Source organism: bacterium (assembly GCA_013360215.1).
GTDB lineage: Bacteria > CLD3 > CLD3 > SB21 > SB21 > JABWCP01.
Map to the genome: position 1 here is coordinate 111,944 of JABWCP010000006.1, position 24,041 is coordinate 135,984.

Annotated in this window: 21 protein-coding genes; all 21 read left to right on the forward strand. The window is 45.1% G+C overall.

The genetic code is table 11. From position 1 onward, the window contains the following. Positions 1–4: 4 nt before the first annotated feature. Positions 5–1,552 (forward strand): acyl-CoA carboxylase subunit beta, encoded by a 1,548-nt coding sequence (locus HUU58_06025; GenBank protein ID NUN45222.1) that lies wholly within the window; start codon positions 5–7, stop codon positions 1,550–1,552. A 35-nt stretch (positions 1,553–1,587) separates the two neighbouring features. Continuing rightward, a complete protein-coding gene (locus HUU58_06030) occupies positions 1,588–2,466 on the forward strand; it encodes a ParA family protein (GenBank protein ID NUN45223.1) in 879 nt (292 codons plus the stop codon). Positions 2,467–2,582: 116 nt separating this feature from the next. Then, the gene (gene maf, locus HUU58_06035; GenBank protein NUN45224.1) at positions 2,583–3,167 is read left to right on the forward strand and encodes a septum formation inhibitor Maf; all 585 of its coding nucleotides are present in this window, start codon (positions 2,583–2,585) and stop codon (positions 3,165–3,167) included. Further along, positions 3,164–3,946, forward strand: coding sequence for a helix-turn-helix domain-containing protein (locus HUU58_06040; protein NUN45225.1), 783 nt, complete (start codon positions 3,164–3,166; stop codon positions 3,944–3,946). The genes maf and HUU58_06040 overlap by 4 nt, the downstream gene beginning before the upstream one ends. A gap of 38 nt (positions 3,947–3,984) precedes the next feature. After that, positions 3,985–5,589: a methyl-accepting chemotaxis protein gene (locus tag HUU58_06045; protein ID NUN45226.1), complete on the forward strand. Its 1,605-nt coding sequence runs from the start codon at positions 3,985–3,987 to the stop codon at positions 5,587–5,589. After that, positions 5,558–6,367, forward strand: coding sequence for a geranylgeranylglyceryl/heptaprenylglyceryl phosphate synthase (locus tag HUU58_06050; protein NUN45227.1), 810 nt, complete (start codon positions 5,558–5,560; stop codon positions 6,365–6,367). Before HUU58_06045 ends, HUU58_06050 begins: the two co-directional genes overlap by 32 nt. Further along, positions 6,364–7,089 carry a TIGR04282 family arsenosugar biosynthesis glycosyltransferase gene (locus HUU58_06055; GenBank protein ID NUN45228.1) on the forward strand — a complete coding sequence of 242 codons (726 nt, stop codon included), beginning with the start codon at positions 6,364–6,366 and terminating at the stop codon, positions 7,087–7,089. The genes HUU58_06050 and HUU58_06055 overlap by 4 nt, the downstream gene beginning before the upstream one ends. Next, positions 7,079–7,552 carry a chemotaxis protein CheW gene (locus HUU58_06060; protein NUN45229.1) on the forward strand — a complete coding sequence of 158 codons (474 nt, stop codon included), beginning with the start codon at positions 7,079–7,081 and terminating at the stop codon, positions 7,550–7,552. The genes HUU58_06055 and HUU58_06060 overlap by 11 nt, the downstream gene beginning before the upstream one ends. Next, entirely contained in the window at positions 7,545–9,248 is a 1,704-nt protein-coding gene (locus tag HUU58_06065; GenBank protein ID NUN45230.1) for a hypothetical protein, read from the forward strand. The genes HUU58_06060 and HUU58_06065 overlap by 8 nt, the downstream gene beginning before the upstream one ends. Before the next feature lie 10 nt (positions 9,249–9,258). After that, complete coding sequence (locus tag HUU58_06070) at positions 9,259–9,861, forward strand: chemotaxis protein CheW (GenBank protein NUN45231.1); 603 nt, start codon at positions 9,259–9,261, stop codon at positions 9,859–9,861. Between the two features lie 18 nt (positions 9,862–9,879). Continuing rightward, positions 9,880–11,106, forward strand: coding sequence for a hypothetical protein (locus HUU58_06075; GenBank protein ID NUN45232.1), 1,227 nt, complete (start codon positions 9,880–9,882; stop codon positions 11,104–11,106). A 39-nt stretch (positions 11,107–11,145) separates the two neighbouring features. After that, complete coding sequence (locus HUU58_06080) at positions 11,146–13,602, forward strand: hybrid sensor histidine kinase/response regulator (GenBank protein NUN45233.1); 2,457 nt, start codon at positions 11,146–11,148, stop codon at positions 13,600–13,602. Between the two features lie 6 nt (positions 13,603–13,608). Continuing rightward, on the forward strand, positions 13,609–14,781 hold the full coding sequence (gene cheB, locus HUU58_06085; protein NUN45234.1) for a chemotaxis-specific protein-glutamate methyltransferase CheB: 1,173 nt from the start codon (positions 13,609–13,611) through the stop codon (positions 14,779–14,781). Between the two features lie 9 nt (positions 14,782–14,790). Beyond that, positions 14,791–16,479 (forward strand): response regulator, encoded by a 1,689-nt coding sequence (locus tag HUU58_06090; GenBank protein ID NUN45235.1) that lies wholly within the window; start codon positions 14,791–14,793, stop codon positions 16,477–16,479. Between the two features lie 3 nt (positions 16,480–16,482). Continuing rightward, positions 16,483–17,241 (forward strand): hypothetical protein, encoded by a 759-nt coding sequence (locus HUU58_06095; GenBank protein ID NUN45236.1) that lies wholly within the window; start codon positions 16,483–16,485, stop codon positions 17,239–17,241. Beyond that, the gene (locus HUU58_06100; GenBank protein ID NUN45237.1) at positions 17,238–17,705 is read left to right on the forward strand and encodes a DUF2752 domain-containing protein; all 468 of its coding nucleotides are present in this window, start codon (positions 17,238–17,240) and stop codon (positions 17,703–17,705) included. Before HUU58_06095 ends, HUU58_06100 begins: the two co-directional genes overlap by 4 nt. Positions 17,706–17,720: 15 nt before the next feature. After that, on the forward strand, positions 17,721–19,007 hold the full coding sequence (locus HUU58_06105; protein NUN45238.1) for a dicarboxylate/amino acid:cation symporter: 1,287 nt from the start codon (positions 17,721–17,723) through the stop codon (positions 19,005–19,007). A gap of 66 nt (positions 19,008–19,073) precedes the next feature. Beyond that, on the forward strand, positions 19,074–19,484 hold the full coding sequence (locus HUU58_06110) for a cytochrome c maturation protein CcmE (protein ID NUN45239.1): 411 nt from the start codon (positions 19,074–19,076) through the stop codon (positions 19,482–19,484). A gap of 69 nt (positions 19,485–19,553) precedes the next feature. Next, complete coding sequence (locus tag HUU58_06115) at positions 19,554–20,846, forward strand: T9SS type A sorting domain-containing protein (GenBank protein NUN45240.1); 1,293 nt, start codon at positions 19,554–19,556, stop codon at positions 20,844–20,846. 10 nt (positions 20,847–20,856) lie between these two features. Then, the gene (locus HUU58_06120; protein ID NUN45241.1) at positions 20,857–23,268 is read left to right on the forward strand and encodes a PAS domain S-box protein; all 2,412 of its coding nucleotides are present in this window, start codon (positions 20,857–20,859) and stop codon (positions 23,266–23,268) included. Positions 23,269–23,277: 9 nt separating this feature from the next. Next, positions 23,278–23,949, forward strand: coding sequence for a response regulator transcription factor (locus HUU58_06125; protein NUN45242.1), 672 nt, complete (start codon positions 23,278–23,280; stop codon positions 23,947–23,949). The last annotated feature ends 92 nt before the right edge of the window (positions 23,950–24,041 follow it).

Genomic DNA, 24,041 nt, shown 5'->3' on the forward strand with positions numbered 1-24,041 from the left:
CTATATGTCTGATAAACGCGTAGAAGAACTCCATCGCCTTAAAGCAGAGGCCTTGCTGGGCGGTGGACAGAAGCGCATCGATGCGCAACATAAAAAAGGTAAACTTACGGCACGGGAACGAATCGCTGTTCTTTTAGATGAAGGTAGTTTTGAAGAATTGGATATGCTCGCACGCCATCGTTCGCACGACTTTGGTTTGGATAAGGAAAGGCCGCTCGGTGACGGCGTAGTCACGGGGTATGGTACTATTGACGGCCGTTTGGTGTATGTCTTCAGTCAGGATTTCACGGTATTCGGCGGCAGTTTGTCGGAAGTGCATGCCGAAAAAATCATAAAAATTATGAATCTCGCTATGAAAGTCGGAGCGCCGGTGATCGGTCTCAACGATTCGGGCGGTGCGCGAATTCAGGAAGGCGTCGTAAGTCTCGGCGGTTACGCGGATATTTTTCTTTTGAATACACTGGCTTCAGGAGTAGTGCCTCAAATTTCGGCGATTATGGGACCGTGTGCCGGTGGCGCGGTATATTCTCCGGCGATTACCGACTTCATTCTGATGGTCAAAAATACCAGCTATATGTTTGTCACCGGCCCCAATGTGGTCAAAACGGTTACGCATGAAGATGTGAGTTCTGAAGATCTCGGCGGCGCTATGACCCATGCAAGCAAAAGCGGTGTCGCACACGTTGCGGCGGAAAACGAATTGGACTGTCTGATGAAAATCAGAAAATTGTACAGTTATATGCCATCCAACAATATGGAAGATCCGCCGGTGATACCCTGCGATGATCCGGCTGATCGTTGTGAAGAGGCGCTCAAAACCATCATTCCGGACAATCCCAATAAACCATACGATATCAAAGATGTGATCAAACTTATCGTGGACAACGGTGATTTTTTTGAAATACACGAAGAATACGCCGGAAATATCGTTGTCGGATTTGCACGACTCGGCGGGCGCTCCGTAGGTATCGTCGCCAACCAACCGGCGGTACTCGCAGGTGTGCTGGACATTGACTCTTCGATTAAAGGCGCACGGTTTGTTCGTTTTTGCGATTGTTTCAATATACCGCTTGTAGTTTTTGAAGATGTCCCCGGATTCTTGCCCGGTACGGATCAGGAATGGCGCGGCATTATCAAACATGGTGCAAAATTACTCTATGCGTTTTGTGAAGCGACGGTGCCCAAAGTCACGGTCATCACACGCAAAGCTTATGGCGGTGCGTACGACGTGATGAATTCCAAACACGTGCGTGGCGATATGAATTTTGCCTGGCCGTCGGCCGAGATCGCCGTGATGGGAGCTAAAGGAGCGGTTGAGATCATCTTTAAAAAAGAAATAGACGCCTCGGCCAATCCGAAAGAGACCGAAGAGAAACTGACGGAAGAATACAAAGAAAAATTTGCCAACCCTTATAGTGCCGCCGAACGCGGATACGTGGACGATGTCATCGAACCGCAACTGACGCGTCCCAAACTGATTCGCGCTTTAGCCATGCTGGAAAATAAAGTAGATACCAATCCGAAAAAGAAACACGGCAATATACCTTTGTAAAATCACGCTACGGAACGTTACAGGTAATTAAAAAAATGCCCAAAGTAATTTGTGTGGCCAACCCCAAAGGCGGCGTTGGGAAAACAACGACTTCTATCAATTTGGCGGCGTCGTTGGCCAAGTTTGGTAAACGTACGTTGCTTATTGACCTTGATCCGAGCGGCGCAGCGAGTGTCGGCGTCGGTTTTACGCGTGAAAATGCAACGTTTGGCGTGTACGATCTGTATAAACATCCCGAAAGTTTGGATGAAGCGATTGTAAGAAAGGCGATATACGCCAGCGGTACCGAGCGTCTGGATGTGATGCCGTCCAATGTATGGACGAGCGAAGAAGAAAATGAACTTTTGAAACTCTCCGCAAAACTCACGCGGCTTCGCATTATGATTAATTTTGTCCGTAATGATTATGATTATTTTATCATCGATTGCCCACCTTTTCTCAGTAATCTGACATTGGGTGCATTTACGGCTTCGGATTCGACCATCGTACCGGTTCAATGCGGTTTTTTTGCGTTGCATGCTTTGGAACGATTGATGAAGTTTTACCGTAAAGTGCGCGAATCCATTAATCCGTATCTCAAGATCGAAGGCATTTTGATCACGATGTATGAAAAAGGGACGAATGTCAGCGTAAAAACCGTACGCGATGCACGAGCCGTTTTTGAAGATTTGGTTTTTGGAGTGATTATCCCTAAGAACGTAAAAATAGGGGACGCTGCATTTCAGAAAAAACCGGTTGTTACTTATGATTCTTCATCAGCCGGTGCGAAAGCGTATATCCAACTTGCGGAGGTTATTTTACATAGAGATGACCCTCAATGGGATATTCAAGCGCATGTACAAACTCCGAATGAACCCCGTCAGGAACCCCAGACGATCACGGACGCCGTATCATCCAGTGAAGAAAAGGCTTGACTTAGGAAGCCAAAAAAGGCTTGTAACTTCCTGAAAAAACAAATACATTGCACTAGCTGTACACGTCGAAGATTCATACCCAAATTCTTATTCGGTTTATTGTGATAGACACATTTTTGCCACGTGTTTTAGGAAAGATTATTTTAGCATCCGCTTCGCCGCGACGGGCACAGATATTAAAACAAGTCGGTTTTGATTTTGATGTGATGCCGAGTGCCATTGAAGAAGTTTCTGAACACCACGAACCGGTCGAGTATGCGCGCGAAATTGCTCAAAAAAAGGCCTTGGATATTGCTCAAAAATATCCCGAGCGAATTGTTATCGCGGCGGATACGATCGTGTGTTTGGACGGGCATATTTTAGGAAAACCGTCCGACGAGAAAGACGCATGGCGTATGCTGCGTTTTTTGAGCGGGCGTAATCATCAGGTATATACGGCATTTGCCATATCTCACCGGTCACGCAATGTGAATAAGGTGGAACACGAATTAACACAGGTGCACTTTCGCCGGTTGCGGGATGAAGAAATCGCCATGTACATTGCCACCGGAGCGCCGTTTGATAAAGCCGGGGCTTACGGCATACAGGATGCCAGCGCTATTTTTGTAGATCGTATTGATGGTGATTTTTACAATGTGGTGGGATTACCTGTGACAAGGTTGTATCAGGTTTTGACGGACACGTATTTGGAAAAACGATGAGTAATGCATATTACAAAGAACTTTCCGGATGGTTGCGTCAGGCGCGTGCGGATCAGCACATAACGGCGGCGGCGGTTGCCTTGCGAACCCGAATGCCGTTAGAAACGATCGAAAAAATCGAAGCCGGCGATTTGGATTTTGCTACACCGGTATTCATACAGGGATATCTTAAAAATTATGCGGACGCGATCGGCCTTGATTCGGCGGCTGTCGTGCGGGAATATAAAGTAATTCGTACTAAAATAGCGTATGTGACGTCGGACCGCGGGCAAGTAGTGGCACGTGCTACGGCGCAACACAGCGGAAATCCGGATGATCTTTCGTCTGAAATCATACCGTTTGATCCCGACTCCCATGCATTTGCGCCGCACTCGGAGTTGGATCAGGCCGTTCGAAAAAAAATTTCAACTGAAAAATGGACGAATATCATCATGATGAGCTCTGCGGCTTGTATGGTGATTCTTAGTTTGTACTGGGTCGTCTCTGATGATCATTCGCAGGACGAAGAGACAGCGGCCAATTTGGCCAAATACGAACGGAAAGCGGAAACATTTAAACAAGCTAAAATCGAACCGCGTAAAAGGTTGTCTTTTTACTTTTCCGAACCGATTCTAACGGACGAAGAAATCAACAGGAAATTGGAAGTCCGCGAACGAGAACAACAGGACAGTATGCGTTTAGCGATATATCAAAAAAATCAAAAATGGCCGAGCGGCCAAAAAGTGCGTGCCATCACAGTACAAGAAGCCGCCTTGGATTATGCTCAATCAATGAAATAAATTTTAAGACGAAGATAGCGTTTTCGGGAGATGAAATTATGCTAAAGAAACTCAATGACATGAAACTACGAGCCAAACTCATGGCGGGGTTCGGCGTTTTTTCAGCCATTTTTATAACTACCGTAACGATCGTTTTTACCGTCAAACTGCATACCACGGCGGTAAATCATCAGTCGCTGATACTGCGCAGTTTTGCCGAATTGACTGCCAAAAACATCAGCGCGGGATTGGATTTTGGCGATAAGGGTTCCGTGGTCAGTGCGTTTGATGCGCTCAGAACTCATGCCGAATTTATCATGGTGCACGACGTAAGCGGCGAAAACTTTGCTACCTTTTATCGCGATCCTAAGATAGAAGATCGGATTGATCCCGTGGTCAACGAACAAATCGGTCGCTGGCGTGAAGCTAAAAAAAGCGATTGGACGTTTGATGCATTGGATATGAATTGTATCGTCGTGCCGGTATTTAACAGCGCCGGTAATGAAATCGGGAATCTCTCATTGGGTATGTCAACGAAGTCCATTAATGATGAATTGCAATCCAATATTATTTTCAGTTTTATACTTCTTATAGTGACTGTCGGTGTGGGAATAGGTGTCGTGTATTGGATTAGCGGACTTTTGGTAAGGCCGTTGATGAATATTGTAGATCGGTTTAAGGACATCGCCGAAGGAGAAGGCGATTTAACGCGCCGGATACATATTGATGCCAAAGATGAAGTCGGTGAGTTGGCTGCCGCGTTTAACCAATTTTTGAATAAGTTAGAAGAAATCATGCGTCAAGTAGCGCGCACATCCGAGCAGATTTCGGCCTCGGTGGAGTCGATCAGCAAGGCCAGTTCCGACGTCGCCGGCGGTGCGGAACAACAATCCAATCAAGCCACGTTGGTGGCGGTTGCTGCCGAAGAGATGTCTGCTACGATCGTACAGACAACGGCCAATACCGGTGATGCGGTGCGACTATCCCAGCAGGCTGAAGAAGCTACCGACCGCGGAAAAATGGTTGTTGAGGATACGGTCAACGGGTTACAAAATATTTCTTCGGTGGTCAGTGAGTCGGCTCAGACATTACTGGAATTGGGTAAAACCGTCGCTCAGATCGGTACCGTGATCGAAGTTATCAACGACATTGCCGACCAAATCAACCTATTGTCACTCAATGCTTCGATCGAAGCCGCGACAGCCGGTGATGCAGGAAAAGGTTTTGCCGTTGTCGCCAATGAAGTGAAAAACCTGGCGGAGGATACGACCCGTTCTACGACGGAAATATCTCAGATGATCGAAAAAATCCAACACGCTATGGCTAACGCGATTCGTGCGATGGAGCGCGGAACGATGGAAGTAGAAAAAGGACGTGCCTTGGGGCATAAAACGGCCGAGGCTTTTGACGAAATTTTGAAAGCCAGCGAACATGTTCGCGAAATGATAACGAATATTTCCGTTTCATCCCAGCAGCAGAGCCATTCGGCAGAAGAAATTTCCAGAAACATTGAAACCATTGCCGGTATTACACGCAACACGGCCCAAGGCGTGCGTCAAATAGATGGTACCACGGATGCTTTGGTCAACCATACGTCCGCACTAAAGACCCTTGTCGGACGATTTAAACTGAATGAGCAAGATCGTGCACAAAATTACAACTAATACTCCGCGGAAAACGGTTTATGCAGACCTCATGCAGGTTTGCGAACAGCGCGGTTCGGGCTATTTTGTACTCATTGATCCCGACAAAAAAACGGAAGCGGAGACGTTGCAGACCGTGTCCCATTGCGCCGAAGCGGGTGTGGACGCGATTTTGATCGGGAGCAGCCTTATGCTTAGCAGCCGATTTGGCAGTACGATCCAGGCAATAAAAAAAGAATTTTCTTTGCCCGTTATTATTTTTCCGGGTAGCACGATTCAGCTTTCCGAATACGCGGATGCGTTATTATTTTTATCCCTTATCAGCAGCCGCAATCCGGAGTTTTTGATAACCACTCAGGTGCTTGGGGCGCCGATTGTTCGCAAGATGGGATTGGAAGCCATTTCGACGGGATACATGCTTATCGAATCCGGTAAAGTAACGTCCGCTGAATTCATGAGTAATTCCAAACCCATACCACGAGACAAAAATGACATTGCTGTTGCTCATGCTTTAGCCGGCGAATACCTCGGCATGAAAACAATTTATCTCGAAGCCGGAAGCGGAGCGTTGCATTCTGTGCCGGCAGAAATGGTTTCTGCGGTCAGTGAGTATGTGAATATACCGGTGATCGTTGGCGGGGGTATTCGTACGCCCGAAGACGCCCTTCAAAAAGTAGAGGCCGGCGCTTCGTTTGTTGTGACCGGTAATGTGCTGGAACACTCCGGAAGCTTGTCATTGATTCGTGAATTTGCGAATGCAATACACTGGAAAACTCCGGCGGCTCAAAAACATGCGTGAGTAGTGTGGGCATACGACGGCGTGCATTGTTGGTGTTTGCCAAGTTACCCGAACCGGGTCAAGTAAAAACCCGATTGATACCAGCGCTTGGAAAAGACGGGGCCTGCAGTTTATATCAGGCTTTTTTGAAAGACAGCATTATTCAATATACCAGGCTTTCTTTAGAAGTGGGTTATACACCGTATTTATTTGTTACACCGTCGGAAGCGGTTCCGTTTTTTGAAAAATTTTGTGATACGCTAACTTCGGAAATTGGGACGAACAACGCATGGCAAGTGCGATTGCAATCACAAGGGGATTTGGGCGCCCGTATGAAAGAAGCGTTCGCCGGGCTTTTTGCTCAAAACTATGATGCATGCTGGATTATCGGCACCGATCACCCGACGCTGCCGGACGCTTATGTGGTGGATGCGTTTCGTTACTTGGATCAATATGATGCCGTCATCGGCCCTGCCGACGATGGCGGTTATTATGGTTTGGGATTGCAGCGAAGAATGGATTTTTTATTTGAAGATATACCTTGGAGCACGGAAGAAGTTTTGTCCACTACTCAACTACGGATGCAGAACAATGGGGTGAATTATTATCCGATCAAGCCGTGGTATGATGTGGATGAGCCGGCGGATATGTATCACCTCAAACGTGATTTAGACAAGGCCGGGATGCGATGTAATTATACGAAGCAATGGTTTGAACAACATGGGATGACATATGGCCGATAAACAAAAAAATCTGAAATTCCTTCACTTTCGATCCGGCAACAGCGACTATGCCGTTGAACTGGAATACGTGAAAGAAATTATACGCAGCGTTGCCGTTTCTCCGATGAGCGAGCTGCCCCCGTTTGCGCCGGGCGTCATCAATCTTCGAGGAGAAATCATACCAATTATTGATTTCCTTTTGCGTTCGGGTGCCGGTGCGACGACGTTGCGTCTGAAATCGCGCATCATCATTATGCGGATTCATGATATTACGGCCGGGCTGCTTGTCGATGACGTTTTGGAAACCCTTGAAGTCGAACCATCGGATATTACACGTAATTTGCACGCCGATGTCCTCATTGACGTCAAATATATTCAGGGTACATTTTTGTCTGGCGGTACGACGATCGTTTGTGTGGATTTGAATAAATTGATGACGGACAAAGAATACGCTGTTTTACGTCACGAAGTCAAACATGCTTAATTACCACGAAGTACATCCGATGGGCACCGGGCATGGCGTTATTGCCAAAGAAGCCGATTTTACAGATCAGGATTTTATCCGGTTTCGTAATCTGATTCGCGCCCGCAGCGGTATTTATTTCAACGACCGCAAACGTGCCGATCTCAAAAGCGGAGTATTGAAAGCGTTTCACTATTCCGGCGTTTCCGGTTTGGATAAGTATTTTGACTTGCTGGCGTCGGATCCGACACAGTCCGCGCAATTTAAGACGCTTGTTTCTTTTCTTACCGTCGGAGAAACGTATTTTTTCAGACATTTTGATGTAATTGAAAAAGTCGTTTTACCGAGCCTTATCAAAGCACATCATCACGATAAAACAATTCGTATATGGAGTGCCGGATGTTCTACCGGGGAAGAGCCGTATACCGTTGCGATGGTATTGCATAATCTGCTACCGGATATTCGGGACTGGAAAATTTCCATCGTAGGTACGGATATCAATGTGAATTCCGTTGAATACGCCAAAGAGGGTGTTTACAGACCGTGGTCGTTGCGTTCGATCAACGATTTTTATAAAAATTTTTATTTCGATAAAAAAGACGGATTGTACTACATCAAAGATTTTATCCGAAACATGGTTCGCTTCGACTATCTCAATCTGGTGGACGACGGTTATCCGCGGGATGAAAACGGTACCAAAGATTTAGATTTGATTTTTTGTCGTAATGTGACCATTTATTTTGAAGCCGAGACCACCATCAAAGTGGTTAACCGTTTTTATGATTGTTTGAAGGAGAAATCGTTTTTGGCCGTCGGTCATGCGGAGCCCAGTTCGTTAGTCTATGATAAGTATATTTCCGAAATATATCCCGATGCAGTGATTTACAGAAAAGACACGGCCTCAAAAAAGGAGCAGCAATACAAAACAGGTATTCGTACGCGTCGCGATATTTTTAAGGAATTCAAAGATCAAACCTCGGTCGTAAAAAATCAGGGTATCATAAATAATCTAGATACACTGCAACAGAGAATTACCAAACTCGATATTACCGATACTGTTAAAAAGGAAAACCCTGTTCTCAAATCAGAGCCCAAACCAAAAGAACCACTCTTCAAAGCGGATAATCTCACAATTACGACCATGCGTGCACCGCTGAAACCGCAACCCGGCGCGAAACCGAATGATCGTGATGCGGTGATCGAAGAAAAACGGCGTGCCGAGCTCAACGAAGCGGAACTGTTTACAATGGCACTGGAAGAATTTTATAAAAAAGATTTTCGTGAAGCCGAAAAGCACTTTACCGCACTGATCGAAAAAAATCCCGCGAACGGTAGAGCGCTGTATATGATCGCGCACATCAATGCCAATCTCGATAATGTCAGTAAAGCCAAAGATTTTTGCCACATGGCGATCGCCGAAGATTCCCTGATGCTGGAAGCGTATTACCTGTTGGGATTGATTTACAAAGAAGAAAATCTTTTTGACGAATCGGTGCGCATGCTTAAGAAGACGATCTATATTGATTCTGATTTTGCGATCGGGTATTACGAGTTGGCGGTCAATTATTTTAAACTCGGTGACGGCGTGCAAGCGCGAAAATATTTAAAACAAACCGAGCGTATTTTAAAAAATAAATCGGACGACGAGCGCGTAGGGATTTTGGATGACTTGAAAGTCAAAGAACTGCGCATGATGGTTAATATGTGGGATAATTAGAGATAAACGTATGGCGGAACCAATGAAGCAACAAGATGTATTTGACGAAGTACACAAGCTGATGGCGGAACTTTTGTCGTCACGCTTGACGCCGGAGGCTGAAGCTAAAATTTTGGCCGGCCGTGCCGAAAAACTAAAACGTGCACATACCATCGAAGAAACGGGCGAACAGATTAGTGTGCTTATTTTCCAGTTATCGTCTGAATTTTTTGCTTTAGAAACGCAGTATGTATCTGAAGTAAGGGTACTCAGCGAAGTGACGCCGGTTCCCTGTACGCCGGATTTTGTGCTCGGAATAACTAATATTCGCGGTGCCGTATTTTCGGTGATTGATATTCGCGGTTCATTCAATTTGGAAGACCGGCCTGTCACGGATCGATCTATGTTTTTGATGATTCAGTGGAAAGGAATTGAGCTGTGCCTATTAGCCGACGCCGTGATTGAAAAAATCAATTTACCCCGTTCGGAAGTCAAGACGATGACCGGCGGCAATAGAGAACACATGTCGTCATTTGTGAGCGGTTTTTTTATTCGCAATGATAATAAAATTACGTTGATCAGTTGGGATAACTATGTTTCACATTCGAATATAATTGTCAACGAAGAAGTCTAAACTCCGGAGAATCCATATATGATTTTTTTGTTTTTTTTACTCATGGCGATACCTGCTGCAGCCATAGGCACTTTCGTTGTTTATATGGTTTACGGAAGAAAAAAATTTATCCTTAGCGTTTTGATACGCACCGTACCTTGGTTGGTGCTCATCGTATGTGCGTCCTTTTTCATCGGTATATATTCGATGCACTGGTGGGGCTGGGTTATTGGTCTGGGCGCGGCTGTAATTTTTGGCGTTATTTATTATCTGGTGCTATTCCGCAGTACTTTTACAGTTACAATGGATATCGTGGATGTCGTAACGCGTATCGCGGATAAAGATTATTCCAAACGTTTGACATTCAAGGCCGATGGGGAATTGAATACCATGCGTGAAAGTCTCAACTCGGTCATCGATAATTTGGAGAATACGGAAAAAACTTTGGGCGATGCCGTATCGCGTTTGTCATCGGTTGTCAGTGAGCTTAACTCGACGATGGATCAACAGGTTGTGGGGATGAATGAGCAATCTACATCGCTCAATCAGACGACAACCACGACACAAGAATTGGCCGCCACTTCGCATCAGACAACGGAAAAAGCTCAGTTTGTCGTAGAGAGTACCGAGCGCAGTATGGATATTACGTCCAAAGGCAAAGATGCGGTAGACAATACCGTGGATGAAATGAATGAAATCAAAAAGCGTGTTGAACGTATCGCGGAGCAAATCCTTGATCTCAGCGAAAAAACGCAACAGATCGGCGTTATCACCACCACCGTCAATGATATTGCCGAACAAACCAATATGCTTGCGTTGAACGCGGCTATCGAAGCGAGTAAGGCCGGCGAATTCGGCAAAGGTTTCGGTGTGGTGGCTTTTGAAGTCCGGAAGCTAGCCGAAAAAAGCAAAGAGGCTTCTCTGCGCATACGTGATCTGATCACCCAGATACAAAATGCAACGAATTCGACGGTTATGGCTACGGAAGAAGGCTCAAAACGCGTTGATATCGGTGTTGAAAAAATACGAGAAGCCGGAAAATATATGGATGAATCCATCCAAAGTTTGGAAGAAAGCGTAGGTTATGCCCAACAGATTTTGGTTGGCAGCAAACAACAGACGATCGGTATCGAACAGATCACGCTGGCCATGGCCAATATCAACGAAGTCGTCAAACAAGTTGCCAAAGGAACCGCGCAAACACAAGGCGCTGTGGATTCCGTGTTAGGTTTGACCAAAGAAATGGATAGTTTAGTCAAAAAATAATCATTCATCATCCGGGCCACATATTTTACGGATTTGCCTATGGATTTGTCTAAAGACGAACTCAAAGAAATGATGTCCATCTTCAAGGTGGAGAGCGAAGAGCATCTGAAAAACCTTAATAAAGGTTTGCTCAAACTTGAAGAAACCCCCAATTCCCGAGAGCTGATAGATGAGCTTTTTCGTACGGCGCACAGCATCAAGGGTTCGGCGCGTATGATGGGTTTTCAGAAGATCGAAGGTGTATCGCACAAAATCGAAGATATTTTCGGTTTAGTACGCCGCGCGGAAATCAAAGTATCACCCGAAAATTTTGATGTCATTTATGAAGGGGTTGATATTATTTCTCAAATTATCGAATTGATATCCAACGAAGGATCGGACGATTCAATCGATATTTCAGTTATTGTAAAAAAATTAGAAGCTATTTATAACCCGCAAGAAGCGCCGGCTTCCGTAGCCGAGCCAAAGGAAGAATCTAAACCTGATGTGGAACCGGTGTTGGACGTTGTGTCTAAAGCCGAACCGGTACCCGTGACGGAAGCGAAAACTCCTGAGCCGGAGGAGACCGAATTTAAACCGACGACCGATCTATCCAAGTCGGAGATGATCGTTGATAAAACCGACGCTTCCAAAGGTAATGTTTCCGAAGATGCGTTTATACGTGTGCCGACGCGGCGTTTGGACGATCTGATGAATCAGGTGAGTGAACTTGTCACAACGCGCATCAAATCCCAGCAACGATTGGCGGACATCCGCAAAATGCTGGATTTTACCGAGGAGTGGGCACAACAAACGGAACGCATTCGATTACTGTTAGATCGTACTTTATCACGTATCGTCAACGAAGACGTCGAGAGACCAAGTGACGTAAAAAGCGAACTGATTACTTCATACGATCTGCGTTCCGTCGTTACTTCGTATCTTTCATCCATTGAGAAAATAGGTTCGATTGCCGAATCTATTAGCATTTTGTATGACAAACAGAGTGAAGAAAATCTGCGGATGTCTGTCATCACAGGGGATATTCAAGACAATTTGCGCATTATTCGCCTTTTGCCGATTTCGACTATTTTCGATTTGTATCCGCGCATGATTCGTGATATTGCCAAATTACAAAGCAAAAAAGTGAAATTTGAAGTCTTCGGTGGAGATACGCGCGTTGATAAAAAAGTTTTAGAGGAGTTGAAAGATCCTCTGATTCACTTATTGCGTAATTCTATTGATCATGGTATAGAAGCGCCGGCCGATCGCGAAGCCACTGGGAAAGCACAAGAAGGCACGATACAAGTTCGTGCCGGATACGTCGGCAATATGGTGCAGATCGAAGTCCAGGATGATGGCCGTGGAATTGATACCGACAGGATTTTGCAGATCGCGATCAAAAAAGGTTATATCAAGGAACATCAAGCCTCCGAAGTCAGTAAAAATGATTTGGTCGGGCTTATTTTCCATTCCGGATTTTCTACGGCAAAAATTATCACCGATCTTTCCGGGCGCGGTGTGGGGCTTGACATCGTCAAATCTAATATCGAAAAAATCAAAGGCACGATCGAAACGGTTTCTGAAAAAGGAAAAGGTACACGCTTTACGATCAAAATTCCGCTCACGCTCGCGACTACGCACGTGCTTATCGTGGATGTCGGCGGCGATCACTATTCGCTCCCGATTGATTTCATAGATCGTACGGTGCGATTAACGGAAGAAGAACTGTGGACGGGCGGGCAAAATCCTTTTGTCCTGGTGGATAATACGCCGGTGCCATTGTATAAAATGGAAGAGGTGTTGGGCAATGCCAAACAACGCCTCAAAAATAAAGGCTTGCTCAAGTCATCCGCTGCGCCCAAAATCGGGCAGCATCTTACAAAAATAGAGACGAATAAATTTCCCGCGGTTATTTTTGTTTCCGGAGGCCGGCGGGTAGCGTTTTTAGTGGATAAACTTTTAGACGAGCAGGAAGTTGTCGTTAAAAGCCTCGGTCATCAACTCAAACGCGTAAAAAATGTTGCGGGTTCAACCGTGCTTGGTGACGGACGGATTTCGATTATTTTAGATCCCAATGACTTGATCAAATCCGTTCAAGGTTCCGGTACGAAATTCGCTTTCCGGGATCGCCGTCAGCGCGATTTGGTCAAAAAGCGCGTATTGGTAGTGGACGATTCGATCACGACACGTACATTAGAAAAAAATATTCTTGAGTCCGCCGGTTATCACGTGACTATTGCGACTAACGGCTTGGAAGGTTATCAGAAACTGCATGAAATCGGTAATTTTGATATTGTCGTGAGCGATGTGGAAATGCCGTTTATGACGGGATTTGAATTTGCTCACAAAGTGCGAACCGAGTCCAAATTTCCGGATATTCCGTTTGTATTGTGTACGTCACTGGAGTCGGATAAGGATAAACGCCGCGGGATCGAGGTCGGCGCTAATGCCTACATTGTCAAAGGTGGATTTGATCAGACCAATCTGCTTGAAACCATTGAAAAGTTGTTATAGGAATCAATGCCCAAGATACTCATCGCTGAAGATTCGCCGACCGTCACGATGATTCTTCAGAAAATTTTTGCGACGGATGATGATTGCCAAGTGATCGGTGTGGCTAAAAACGGCCGGGAAGCGGTTGAAAAAGTCCAGATTCTCAGGCCGGATATAGTGACGATGGATATTCGTATGCCGGTTATGGACGGATTTGAAGCGACGAAACAGATCATGCAGACCGCGCCAACCCCAATTTTGGTGATTAGTGCATCTGTGGGTAAAGATGATCTCAATATTGCGTTTAATGCTATTCGTGCCGGAGCACTGGACATCGTCGAAAAACCCAAAGGTAATCTGGCGATGGATTACGAATACATCGGGCGCGATTTGATCAAAAAAGTTAAGATCCTTTCCGGAGTCAAAGTATTTCATCATATCGGCGGCGCAAAAAACAAATCGTCGGACGCGAAATCTAGTGATAAAACCGACACATCATCTGTTCGCCAGCCGCGCGTGCCTGCCCCGGCTGCGGAAGTGCCGTCAGTCAAAGAAACACTCTGGCGCGAACCTTTAACGCCCAAGAGCGTATATCCGAAACTATTGAGTCCCGTAAAAACACCCGAGGTGATAGCTATCGCTTCATCGACGGGCGGGCCATCGGCGTTACTCAAATTGCTCAAAACCCTCCCGGCAGGGTTTCCGGTTCCTGTAGTTATTGTCCAGCATATCTGTGAAGGATTCGGGCAAGGATTTGTCGAATGGCTCAATAAAGAGTGCGGTATGAATGTAAAAACGGCGGATCGCGGTGAAGAATTACAACCGGGAACGATTTATGTTGCCCCGGACGGATACCACCTTTTTATTGATTCAGGCAAAATCGTTCGTCTCAGCAAATCCATGCCAGTGAACGGTCTCCGCCCCAATGCAACCCTGATGATGGAATCGGTTGCTAAAGTTTTTGGTGCAGCTTCGATCGGTATCGTTCTGACTGGCATGGGACGTGATGGCGCCGATGGAGCCAAAGCCATCAAAGAAGCCGGAGGTTTTACCATGGCACAAAATGCCGAATCTTGTGTTGTATTTGGTATGCCCAAAGAAACGATTGAGTTGGGTGTTGTAGATAAAATTTTACCCCCTGAAAAAATGACAGCCGAGCTGATGGCTTTTTTCAAATTATATCAAACGGCTAACGCGTAAGAGGTAGTTGTGGCTAAAGAAAAAATATTGGTTGTAGATGACAGCGCGACGCAGCTCATCATGTATAAAATGGCGCTGAGCAAAGCGGGATATCTCGTCATCTCCGCCAAAAACGGCGTCGAAGGCATGCACATGGTGGAGACGGAAAATCCCGATCTGATCGTGAGTGACATCATCATGCCGGAACTCAACGGATATCAATTCTGCCGATTGGTCAAAGACGATCCTTCCCGTGCGCACATTCCGATTATTTTGCTCACAAGTCTCGGTCAGCAGCAGGATCGCTTCTGGGGTATTGAAGCCGGCGCCAACGCGTTTGTTACCAAAGCAACGGATACGACAGCGCTGCTGCAAGCGGTAGAGGAATTAATCAAAACGATCGCAAAGCCTTCAACCATAGATTATGCGGACAAAGAAGATGAAAAATATTCGATTCAATCGCCGGAGAACCCGGAAGAGAGTATCAAATCCAAACTGAATCGCATCTTAGAGAAACTTCTTTATGAGACGACGGTATCTAACCGAATGCGCGACTTGTCGCGGTATGCTTACAATCGTCAGGAAATGATTACGCGCTGTTTTGATCTCTTTCGACAGATCGTCGAATATCATGCATCTGCACTCACGCTTTTTGAGAAAGACACGCTGCATTTGACGATTGATATTCAAAAAGACATCGCCGATAATTTTTTGGATAAAGCCATCGCATCGGTATTGCAGCAAGATTTTAATCCCAACGAAGTGCGTATGGGGCTTATCAAAAATACCCAGAAAGACATTTTTGGTGAAACCCACCTTAAGCCGGAAGGCGCACAAGACGTCCAATCCGTGCTGGTTGTGCCTTTACGGGATGAAACGGATGTAGTCGGTTCCTTGGCTGTTTTTACATCGGATACTTTTGCGTACAACAAAGATATTTACCGACTCATTCAGCTGATCGCGCGTGAACTGACATTGACGATCAAATATATTTGGAAATTGGAAGAACTCGAAAATATCAAACGTAATTTTACATCGACGATCGTCAATGATCTGCGAAGCCCGATCATCGCCAATCAGAGCTTTGCCGAAGCGCTGTTTAACGAATACGTCGATCCGATCACCGAAGATCAGAGAGAAATCCTGTCCAACGTCATTGCGAATAATAAAAAATTACTGACGTTCATCAACGACATCATTGACATTTCGAAAATTGAATCCGGCAAACTGGAAATTTTCCCGGAACACAATAATGTGCATACGATCATCGAAGACGCCATAAAAAACATGTCTGTTTTGGCTTCCCAAAAAGAAATTTTACTTATCAATGAATTTGAAAATACGGATTACAAGGCGTATTTTGACGGCGAAAAAATATTACAGGTATTCAATAACCTGATTTCCAATGCTATCAAATTTACCTCCACCGGCGGAGCAGTAATGATCGGAGCACAACCGGTGCCTGATGGCGTACAGTTTATGGTTAAAGATACAGGAATCGGCATCCCTGAAGAAGACTTGCCGCATATCTTTGAAAAATACAAACGAACCGGCGGTGTGTTTTCCAGCGATGATCATGCCGGCGGCGGCGGTATCGGGTTGGGACTTGCCATTTGTAAATCCATCATCGAAGCGCATAAGGGCCGCATTTGGGCCGAAAGTGCGGTCGGTGAAGGTACCACATTTTATTTCACCGTATTAACACCGGAACAATCATAACGTATGCTCGACGATATTTTTACACCGTCCGACGAACAAGACGTCACGTTGACCGATGAGGAACGCGTCCGCATTGAGGGGATATTATCCAAACTGGTGACGGAAAGCGCGCAGCAAGGCGTGAGTATCGTGGCGTTGAAAAATCACAAAATATCTAAACCTATTTTGTTTAAACTGGCTAAAGACGGTAATAGTAATGCCAGCTATGTTTTATCAGAACTCAATTTGCGCGGCATTCTGGAGGAAGCCAAAAATCCCGATACGCGCGAAGAAGTGGCTACGGAAATGCTGGCGCGGCTTGTCGTTTGCCCGGTGCCGTCCATTCGCCGGCGGGCCATTCATCTTTTATTGAAAATCAATCCTGAAAAGTTTTCCGAAGTCATCAATGAACGCAATCTGTCACCCAATCTGAAAAATGAAATTTTTTCGGATGTGATTGCGGATGAAGAAGCCGGATTGCGCATCATGCTTCGTATGCTCAAAAATCCCGGAACGCCTCAGGACATCAAAGATAAAGTGATTGCTAAAATCGGTCGTATACGAAAAATGATCGAAGAAAACAGCGCACAGATCATTGACTGGAATCATCGTATCGAAGATCTTGAAAAAAGAAAACGTATCAAATTTCACATGGTCGAAAAATATTACGCCGAAGTTCAGCAATCTCTGGACGAATTCAAAAATCTTCCCAATTTTGTCATGGATCTCAAGTTTGATGTGGATTTGGCTTTTGAAAATCTTAAACACACGATCAAGGAATGAAATCGGTCGTATCATCCGAGGGGCAACCGTCACTATCTTTTGTTGAAGAGTCATCCGTTTTTTCCGTTTGGCCGCATGCGACATATCTTCTGATTTATTTTATGGTGGCTTTTTTAGGTATTGCTTTGGAGCCCAGTCGTGAGGGTGTCGGCACGCACCGCCAATTGGGGTTACCGCCATGCGGATTTCTAACTATTACCGGTTATCCTTGCCCTTCGTGCGGGTTGACTACGTCTGTAAGTTTGGGCATGCACGGGCATTGGTTGGATGCGCTTCGTGTACAACCATTTGGCGTTTATTTATTCGTTTTGATGTCTTTGGTGGCCATTCTGTCTCTCGTAGGTATTTTGAAAAAGATTCCTTTTTCAAAATACATTCAATCCCATACCGGGGAAAAACTGCAAATAATCACGGCTTTTGTTTTTTTGATAAGCTGGGTTTATAAAATTTTGATTATGAACTAATAGAAAGACTTGAAGATGAAACTTCACACCAAAATCATGACCGGACTTGGTATCGGGTTACTTGCAGGAATTATTACCAATCAGATCATCGGACCTGAAGCCGCCAATCATCCCGACTTGCAATGGTTTATCACCAATATCACCGATCCGGTCGGGCAAATATTTTTACGTCTTCTTTTTATGGTGGTGGTGCCGTTGGTATTTGCATCACTGGCTTTGGGAGTAGCCAACCTCGGTAATTTGGAAACATTGGGGCGAATCGGTGTTCGGACAATTTTGTATTTTATGTTATTGACAGCCGCCGCTGCCGTGGTTGGTCTTTTGCTTGTTCAGATTTTTCATCCGGGTAAAAGTTTTGATCCAGAGATGCAAAAAACGTTGATGGCGCAATACGGTTCATCGACCAGTGAGGTTATCGGCAAAAGCAAAGACATTAGTTTTTCGGTGATGACGTTTGTGGATATGCTATTGCCGCGTAATATGATGCAAGCCGTGGTGACGATGCAAATGTTGCCGATTATCGTATTGGCGCTGCTTTTTGGTGTGATGATGACGCGAATGAAAAACAATCACATGGATTCTGTAAAAAATATTCTCGAGGCTGTCAACGAATTTGCCGTCGGTGTGGTTGATTTAGCCATGCGGTTTGCTCCGATTGCCGTGCCATGCCTTGTGTTTAGCGTTTCAGCACGATTCGGTGTGAGCGTCCTCAAACCGTTGGGTTTTTATGTTATACTCGTATTTGCCGGATATATCCTGCATTTATTTGGAGTCTATTCGTTGGTGCTTCGCCTGATGGCAGGGATCAATCCTTTACGTTTTTTTCAAGCAGTAAAACCCGTGATGGTCACGGCATTTTCGACCAGCTCAAGCAATGCGACATTACCTACCACCATTCGCGTAACGGAAGAAGAACTTAAAATTTCGCCCAATATTTGCGGTTTTGTATTACCATTGGGCGCAACCACTAATATGAACGGTACCGCGTTGTATGAAGGGCTGACGGTTTTGTTTTTAGCGGAAATTTTCGGCGTGGATCTGACGCTCGGACAACAAGCCTTCGTTGTTGTGATGACGGTTCTTACCGCGATAGGTACCGCGGGTATTCCCGGCGGCTCACTGCCGATGATTGTTTTAGTTTTACAATCGGTCAATGTCCCTGCGGAAGGTATCGGTATTATTCTCGGAGTTGATCGTATATTGGATATGGGACGGACAGTGCTCAATGTAACCGGCGACATTACGGCGGCAGCATATATTGCCAAAACACAAGGCGAACCCGCGCAATTTAACGAAGCTTAAGTTGCTTTTTTGAAGAAGATGAAGTATTATACTGATGTAACGAATCCGTACACAGAAAGGTTTTATATGAATAAAAATATCAAAATCATCGCCGGTGTTTTACTGGTCGGCGGGACGCTGGTTTTTCTGGCGGTCTCGGGCTTCGATGAAGGAAAATCGTATTATAAGTTTGTGGATGAAGTTCAAGCAATGGGCGAAGATGCCTATACTAAAAAGCTGAAAGTTCACGGCAATGTCGTGGATGGCAGTATTCGCAAAAATGGTTCGCAACTCGAATTTGTCATTACTCGCAATGGCGCAACGATGCCGGTCAAATATATCGGAAAAGATCCTGTTCCGGATACTTTCAAGGACGGATGCGAAGCCGTGATTGACGGACGCTACAAAAAAGACGGCACGTTCGAAGGAACACAGATACAAGCTAAATGCGCTTCAAAATACGAAACGGATTACAACGATCTCAAAAAGGGAAGTTAATTCCTCAAAGCGTTTTTCAACAAAAGATCATTCATCGCGAATGATCTTTTTTTATTTCAAGGATATGGGATGACCAAATCAGTGTACACGGGGTTATTGATTTTGATTCTGTTTGTGATGGCCGTGTCATGGGACGGGCGTCGCGAAAAGATGGCGCCGTTGTCCAAATCGGCGGCGCTCAGTATTAAACGTGTAAGTACAGGTTTGGCCACGGTTGGTGCGGATTCAGCCAATATCGGCGCATGGGTTGAACACCGTTTGGAAGGTAGTACGAATGCGAATGCATTGTATCAGGGGTTTATCGCGTTTCACTTTGACGAAATGGACACGATGCTGACCGTCCACAGTCCTGCAGGCCGGACCAATGCCGGTATATTTTCAGGGGATAAATCTACCTTTAGCAAAACAGGTTATACGGCATCTTTGCAAACGGGCCTTTCGGAAGAACGTTATACGGTGTCAACACAACCCATTACCAATTTTTCTAAAATAAAACTTACGCAAATCCTCACCGCGCCCAAAAATAACGAACGCATCGTTTATCTCGATTTTATTTTTGAATTTGCACCCAAAGATTCACTAACCGATCCGCGTCAATATTCTAATTTTCGTTTTCTAATGGGATATGATGGCGATATCGGTACGACCACCGGCGGTATGAATAATGATAGCACAGGTTATTATGGCGGTAATCAAACCGGTTTGGCGTATATCTACGATGCCGTGCTTTCTTTGTACAGCGGGGTTGCTCTGCACGAAAAAAGTGTATCCGATAGCGCAGGCAATTTTGGTTTATGGCACCAGACGGTTAATGCAAATGAATTTTCTACAGTCAAGCTCGATACATTGATGCATGAAATGATGATGCATCCGTCGTGGAATTCGACCGTTCAAAATACCGATGCGATGGTGTACTGGACATTGAACCGAGGAACGATCGTGCCGGATGACTTCGTGCCATATACAGATACGATACGTTTTACGTTGGTCAACGGGTTATCTAAAAACACCGTCATAGAAGCTTCCAAAGGAATTCATGTGCCGGATGTATTGCCTCCGGGCGAGCCGTCATCACCCTTACCGACTACTTTTGTATTGTTCAATAATTCGCCGAATCCCTTTAATCCCTCGACAACGATACGATTTTATATTCCTGAACCGATGTTTGTAAGGCTCACGGTTTATAATTTATTAGGTCAAAAAGTGCGCACGCTCATAGCCCGTGCAGTCGAATCCGGTATAGGCCAAGTTGTATGGGACGCCCGTAATGATGTTGGGCAAACTGTCGCCGCCGGTGTATATCTGTATAGAATGGAAACGCCGCAAGGAATTATTACCCGTCGCATGCTGCTGCTGAAATAAATTTCCTAGCATGAAAATCCAAACCAAATTATCGGTTTTGCTTGCCGCCGTATTGATTTTTTTAGTCAGTGCAGTGGCTGTTTTTCAGTACGTGGATGGTCAGCGCATCGAACAACTCTATCGTCGCGAAATAACAGAGCGAAGCATCGTTTTTGATCAAATCGTTTCGCTCAATAATAAATCACTGGAACTTTTCGTGTCGGATTATTCCAATTGGGATGATATGATCACGTTTATTCATAAACCGGATTCCGTGTGGGCCGAAAGTAATATTGATGCGGTTTTAAGTAAATTTAATGTTCAACTCTCCTGGTTGTGCGATCGTTCGTTTAACGTCGTTTACACGACGCACATAAATTATACCGAAAATAATGAGCTGATACGTACGGTGACACGTGATTTTCAAAAATCAGCCAACTCCGGTTTGTTCAAACATTTTTATGTTTTGATAGATGATACGATATTGGAAATCCGTACGGCGCCGGTACAACCGAGCATGGATGTACATCGCACCACGGAACCAGCGGGGTACTTATTTGTAGGACGGGTATGGAACGATCGCTATGTGAAAGAATTGGCCGATGCGACACAAAGTGATATGTATATAAGTATATCCGAATCCTCTCTTTTAAATGATCGTGTGCTCCCGAGAGATACGATCGTCGTAACGCGCGCATTTAAGAATTTATCGGAAAAAACTATCGGATGGGTGAGTTCCATACAAAAAGCGGAGGAATTTACCGAGCTGGACCGCCAGGCCAATTTGCAGTTTATACTGCTTGTCGTATTCAGTACGGTTTTATTTCTGCCTCTTTTTTTGCTGTTAACCGTATGGGTAGGCCGTCCTTTAAAAATAATTTCTGACGGTCTGACGGATGAAAATGCGGATAAGCTGCACGCTTTGAAAGACGAATCATCAGAGTTTGGCACTATCACGCGGCTTATTTTGCGGGCGAATGAACAAAAAATATTGTTGGTAAAAGAAGTGCAGACTCGTACGGAAGCGGAGCAGGCGCTGCGTAGATCGGAACGCGATTATCGTGAGCTCTTTGAAAATGCGCATGATGCCATACTCATTATTGATCCGGTTCAGTTTGATGTATTACAGGCCAATCGTGAAGCGGCGCGGTTATACGGTTACGCGCAAGACGAATTTATGAGTTTGCCTTTGATAAAACTATGGCCGTCATGTTCTCCGGAGCTTGTGGAAGATATCATGCAAGGGCGGTTCCCGTCGTATTATGAGACAAAACATCTTCGACGTGATCAATCCGAACTGGTTGTAGAGATCAATGCGGGCATTGCTCAATACCGTAATCAAAAAGTGGTTGTAGCGATTAGTCGCGACGTAACCGTAAAAAAACTTTTTGAAGAAGTGAGCATGTCGCACCAGATCCTCAACCGCATCGGTAATATGATCATCGTGTTCAATAATAAAGGGGAATGTATTTATGCGAATGCAGCGACCAAGCATGTATTAGAATATGAACCGGTAGAATTACTTGGTGACGGATGGTGGCAGATAACCCGAAAAGATGCGGAAGAAAGAATACAAGCTAAAGCGCTCAAAGCACGCAAGGCGAGCGGGGATATTCTGGTCAATGAAACGCCGTATTTGGAAACGTATTACAAAAAAAACGGTTCTATGGTGTGGATCGAATGGCACGATACCTGGGATCCGGGTCAAATGTTTATTCGTATAGCCTATGATGTTACAGACAGAGTTCGAGCTGACCATGCACAAAATCAGGTCGAAATGCAACGGGTACGCATGGCCACCGTGGTCGAGACACAGGAGGAAGAACGCAAACGCATTTCGCGAGAACTGCATGACAGTGTGGGTCAGCAACTTTCGGCGATCAAACGTAATATAGAAATAATTAAGCAACGGTTTACGGCATCCACGGAGAATGCCTTGTCCTGCGATCACTTGCTGTCAATGGTGGATACAAGCTTACGGGAAATCAAACTGATTTCCTATAATCTGTTACCGCGCGTACTGGACGAATTAGGTTTGATTTCTGCATTAGATACATTGTGTCGCACTCAGTTTGGTGCGCAGGGTATTCATGTCTATTTTCAAACATTCGATGTAGATCAGCGTCTTCCGCAGGACATAGAGCTACCGATATATCGTGTCGTGCAGGAGGCGTTTCAAAATATTACAAAACATGCTAAGGCCACACAGGTCACCCTCCAATTGATCGGATACGATGATCATGTTGTTGTTACGATCGAGGATAACGGAATAGGGTTCGACCTTGCTTCAATGAATGAAATAAAAAAAGCGCCGTTTGGCATGGGTTTACCGGGAATGCGCGAGCGTATTGAATTTTTGAGCGGAAAAATAGATATTGATTCGTCACCGGGTAACGGTACATCCGTCGTTATTGAGGTGCCATTTAAAAAAAATGAAGTGTAATAGTGTCATATGGAAAAAACGGACGTATTGATTGCCGATGATCATCCGATGGTGCGCGAAGGGTTGCGTTCATTGCTTGAAACTGAAAAAGGTTTTAATGTTGTGGCCGAAGCCGGAGACGGAGAAGAGGCGCTGAAGTATATGGAGCGCCATAAGCCGATGATGGCCATTTTGGATATTTCAATGCCCAAATTAAATGGTATTGATACGGCCCGTCAGATATTAAAACGATGGCCGAAAACCCGCGTGGTAATGTTGACCATGCATCATGACGAAGCGTTTCTTGTAAAGGTGATGGAAATAGGTGTTCAAGGGTATTTGCTCAAAGATGCAGCCGGCGATGAAATACTACGGGCTCTCAAGCGGATCGCGGAAGGGGAAAAGTATTTTAGTCAAAGTGCTATGGAAGCGATAGGCCGTCATATTTCAAAAAAGAATGACCCTAATGTTTTGGCTGATAAAGAAGCCGCAGAACGCTTAACAAAGCGTGAGTTGCAAATTCTGAGCTTTATTGCTGAGGGTATGAGTACGCCGGAGATTGCCAAAAAATTATACCTCAGCCCGCGAACTGTGGATACACATCGTGCCAATATAATGCACAAACTAAATATTCATCAAGCTACAGGATTAGTTCGGTTTGCATTAGAAAACAGACTTTTTGCAAGCGATAAAACTAAGTAAAATCACCTAAGTCAAAACTCTACATAAATTACTTCTCTCTACGTATTGTTAAAGCCACCCATTCTATAGTATATAGCGCCTGATATATTACA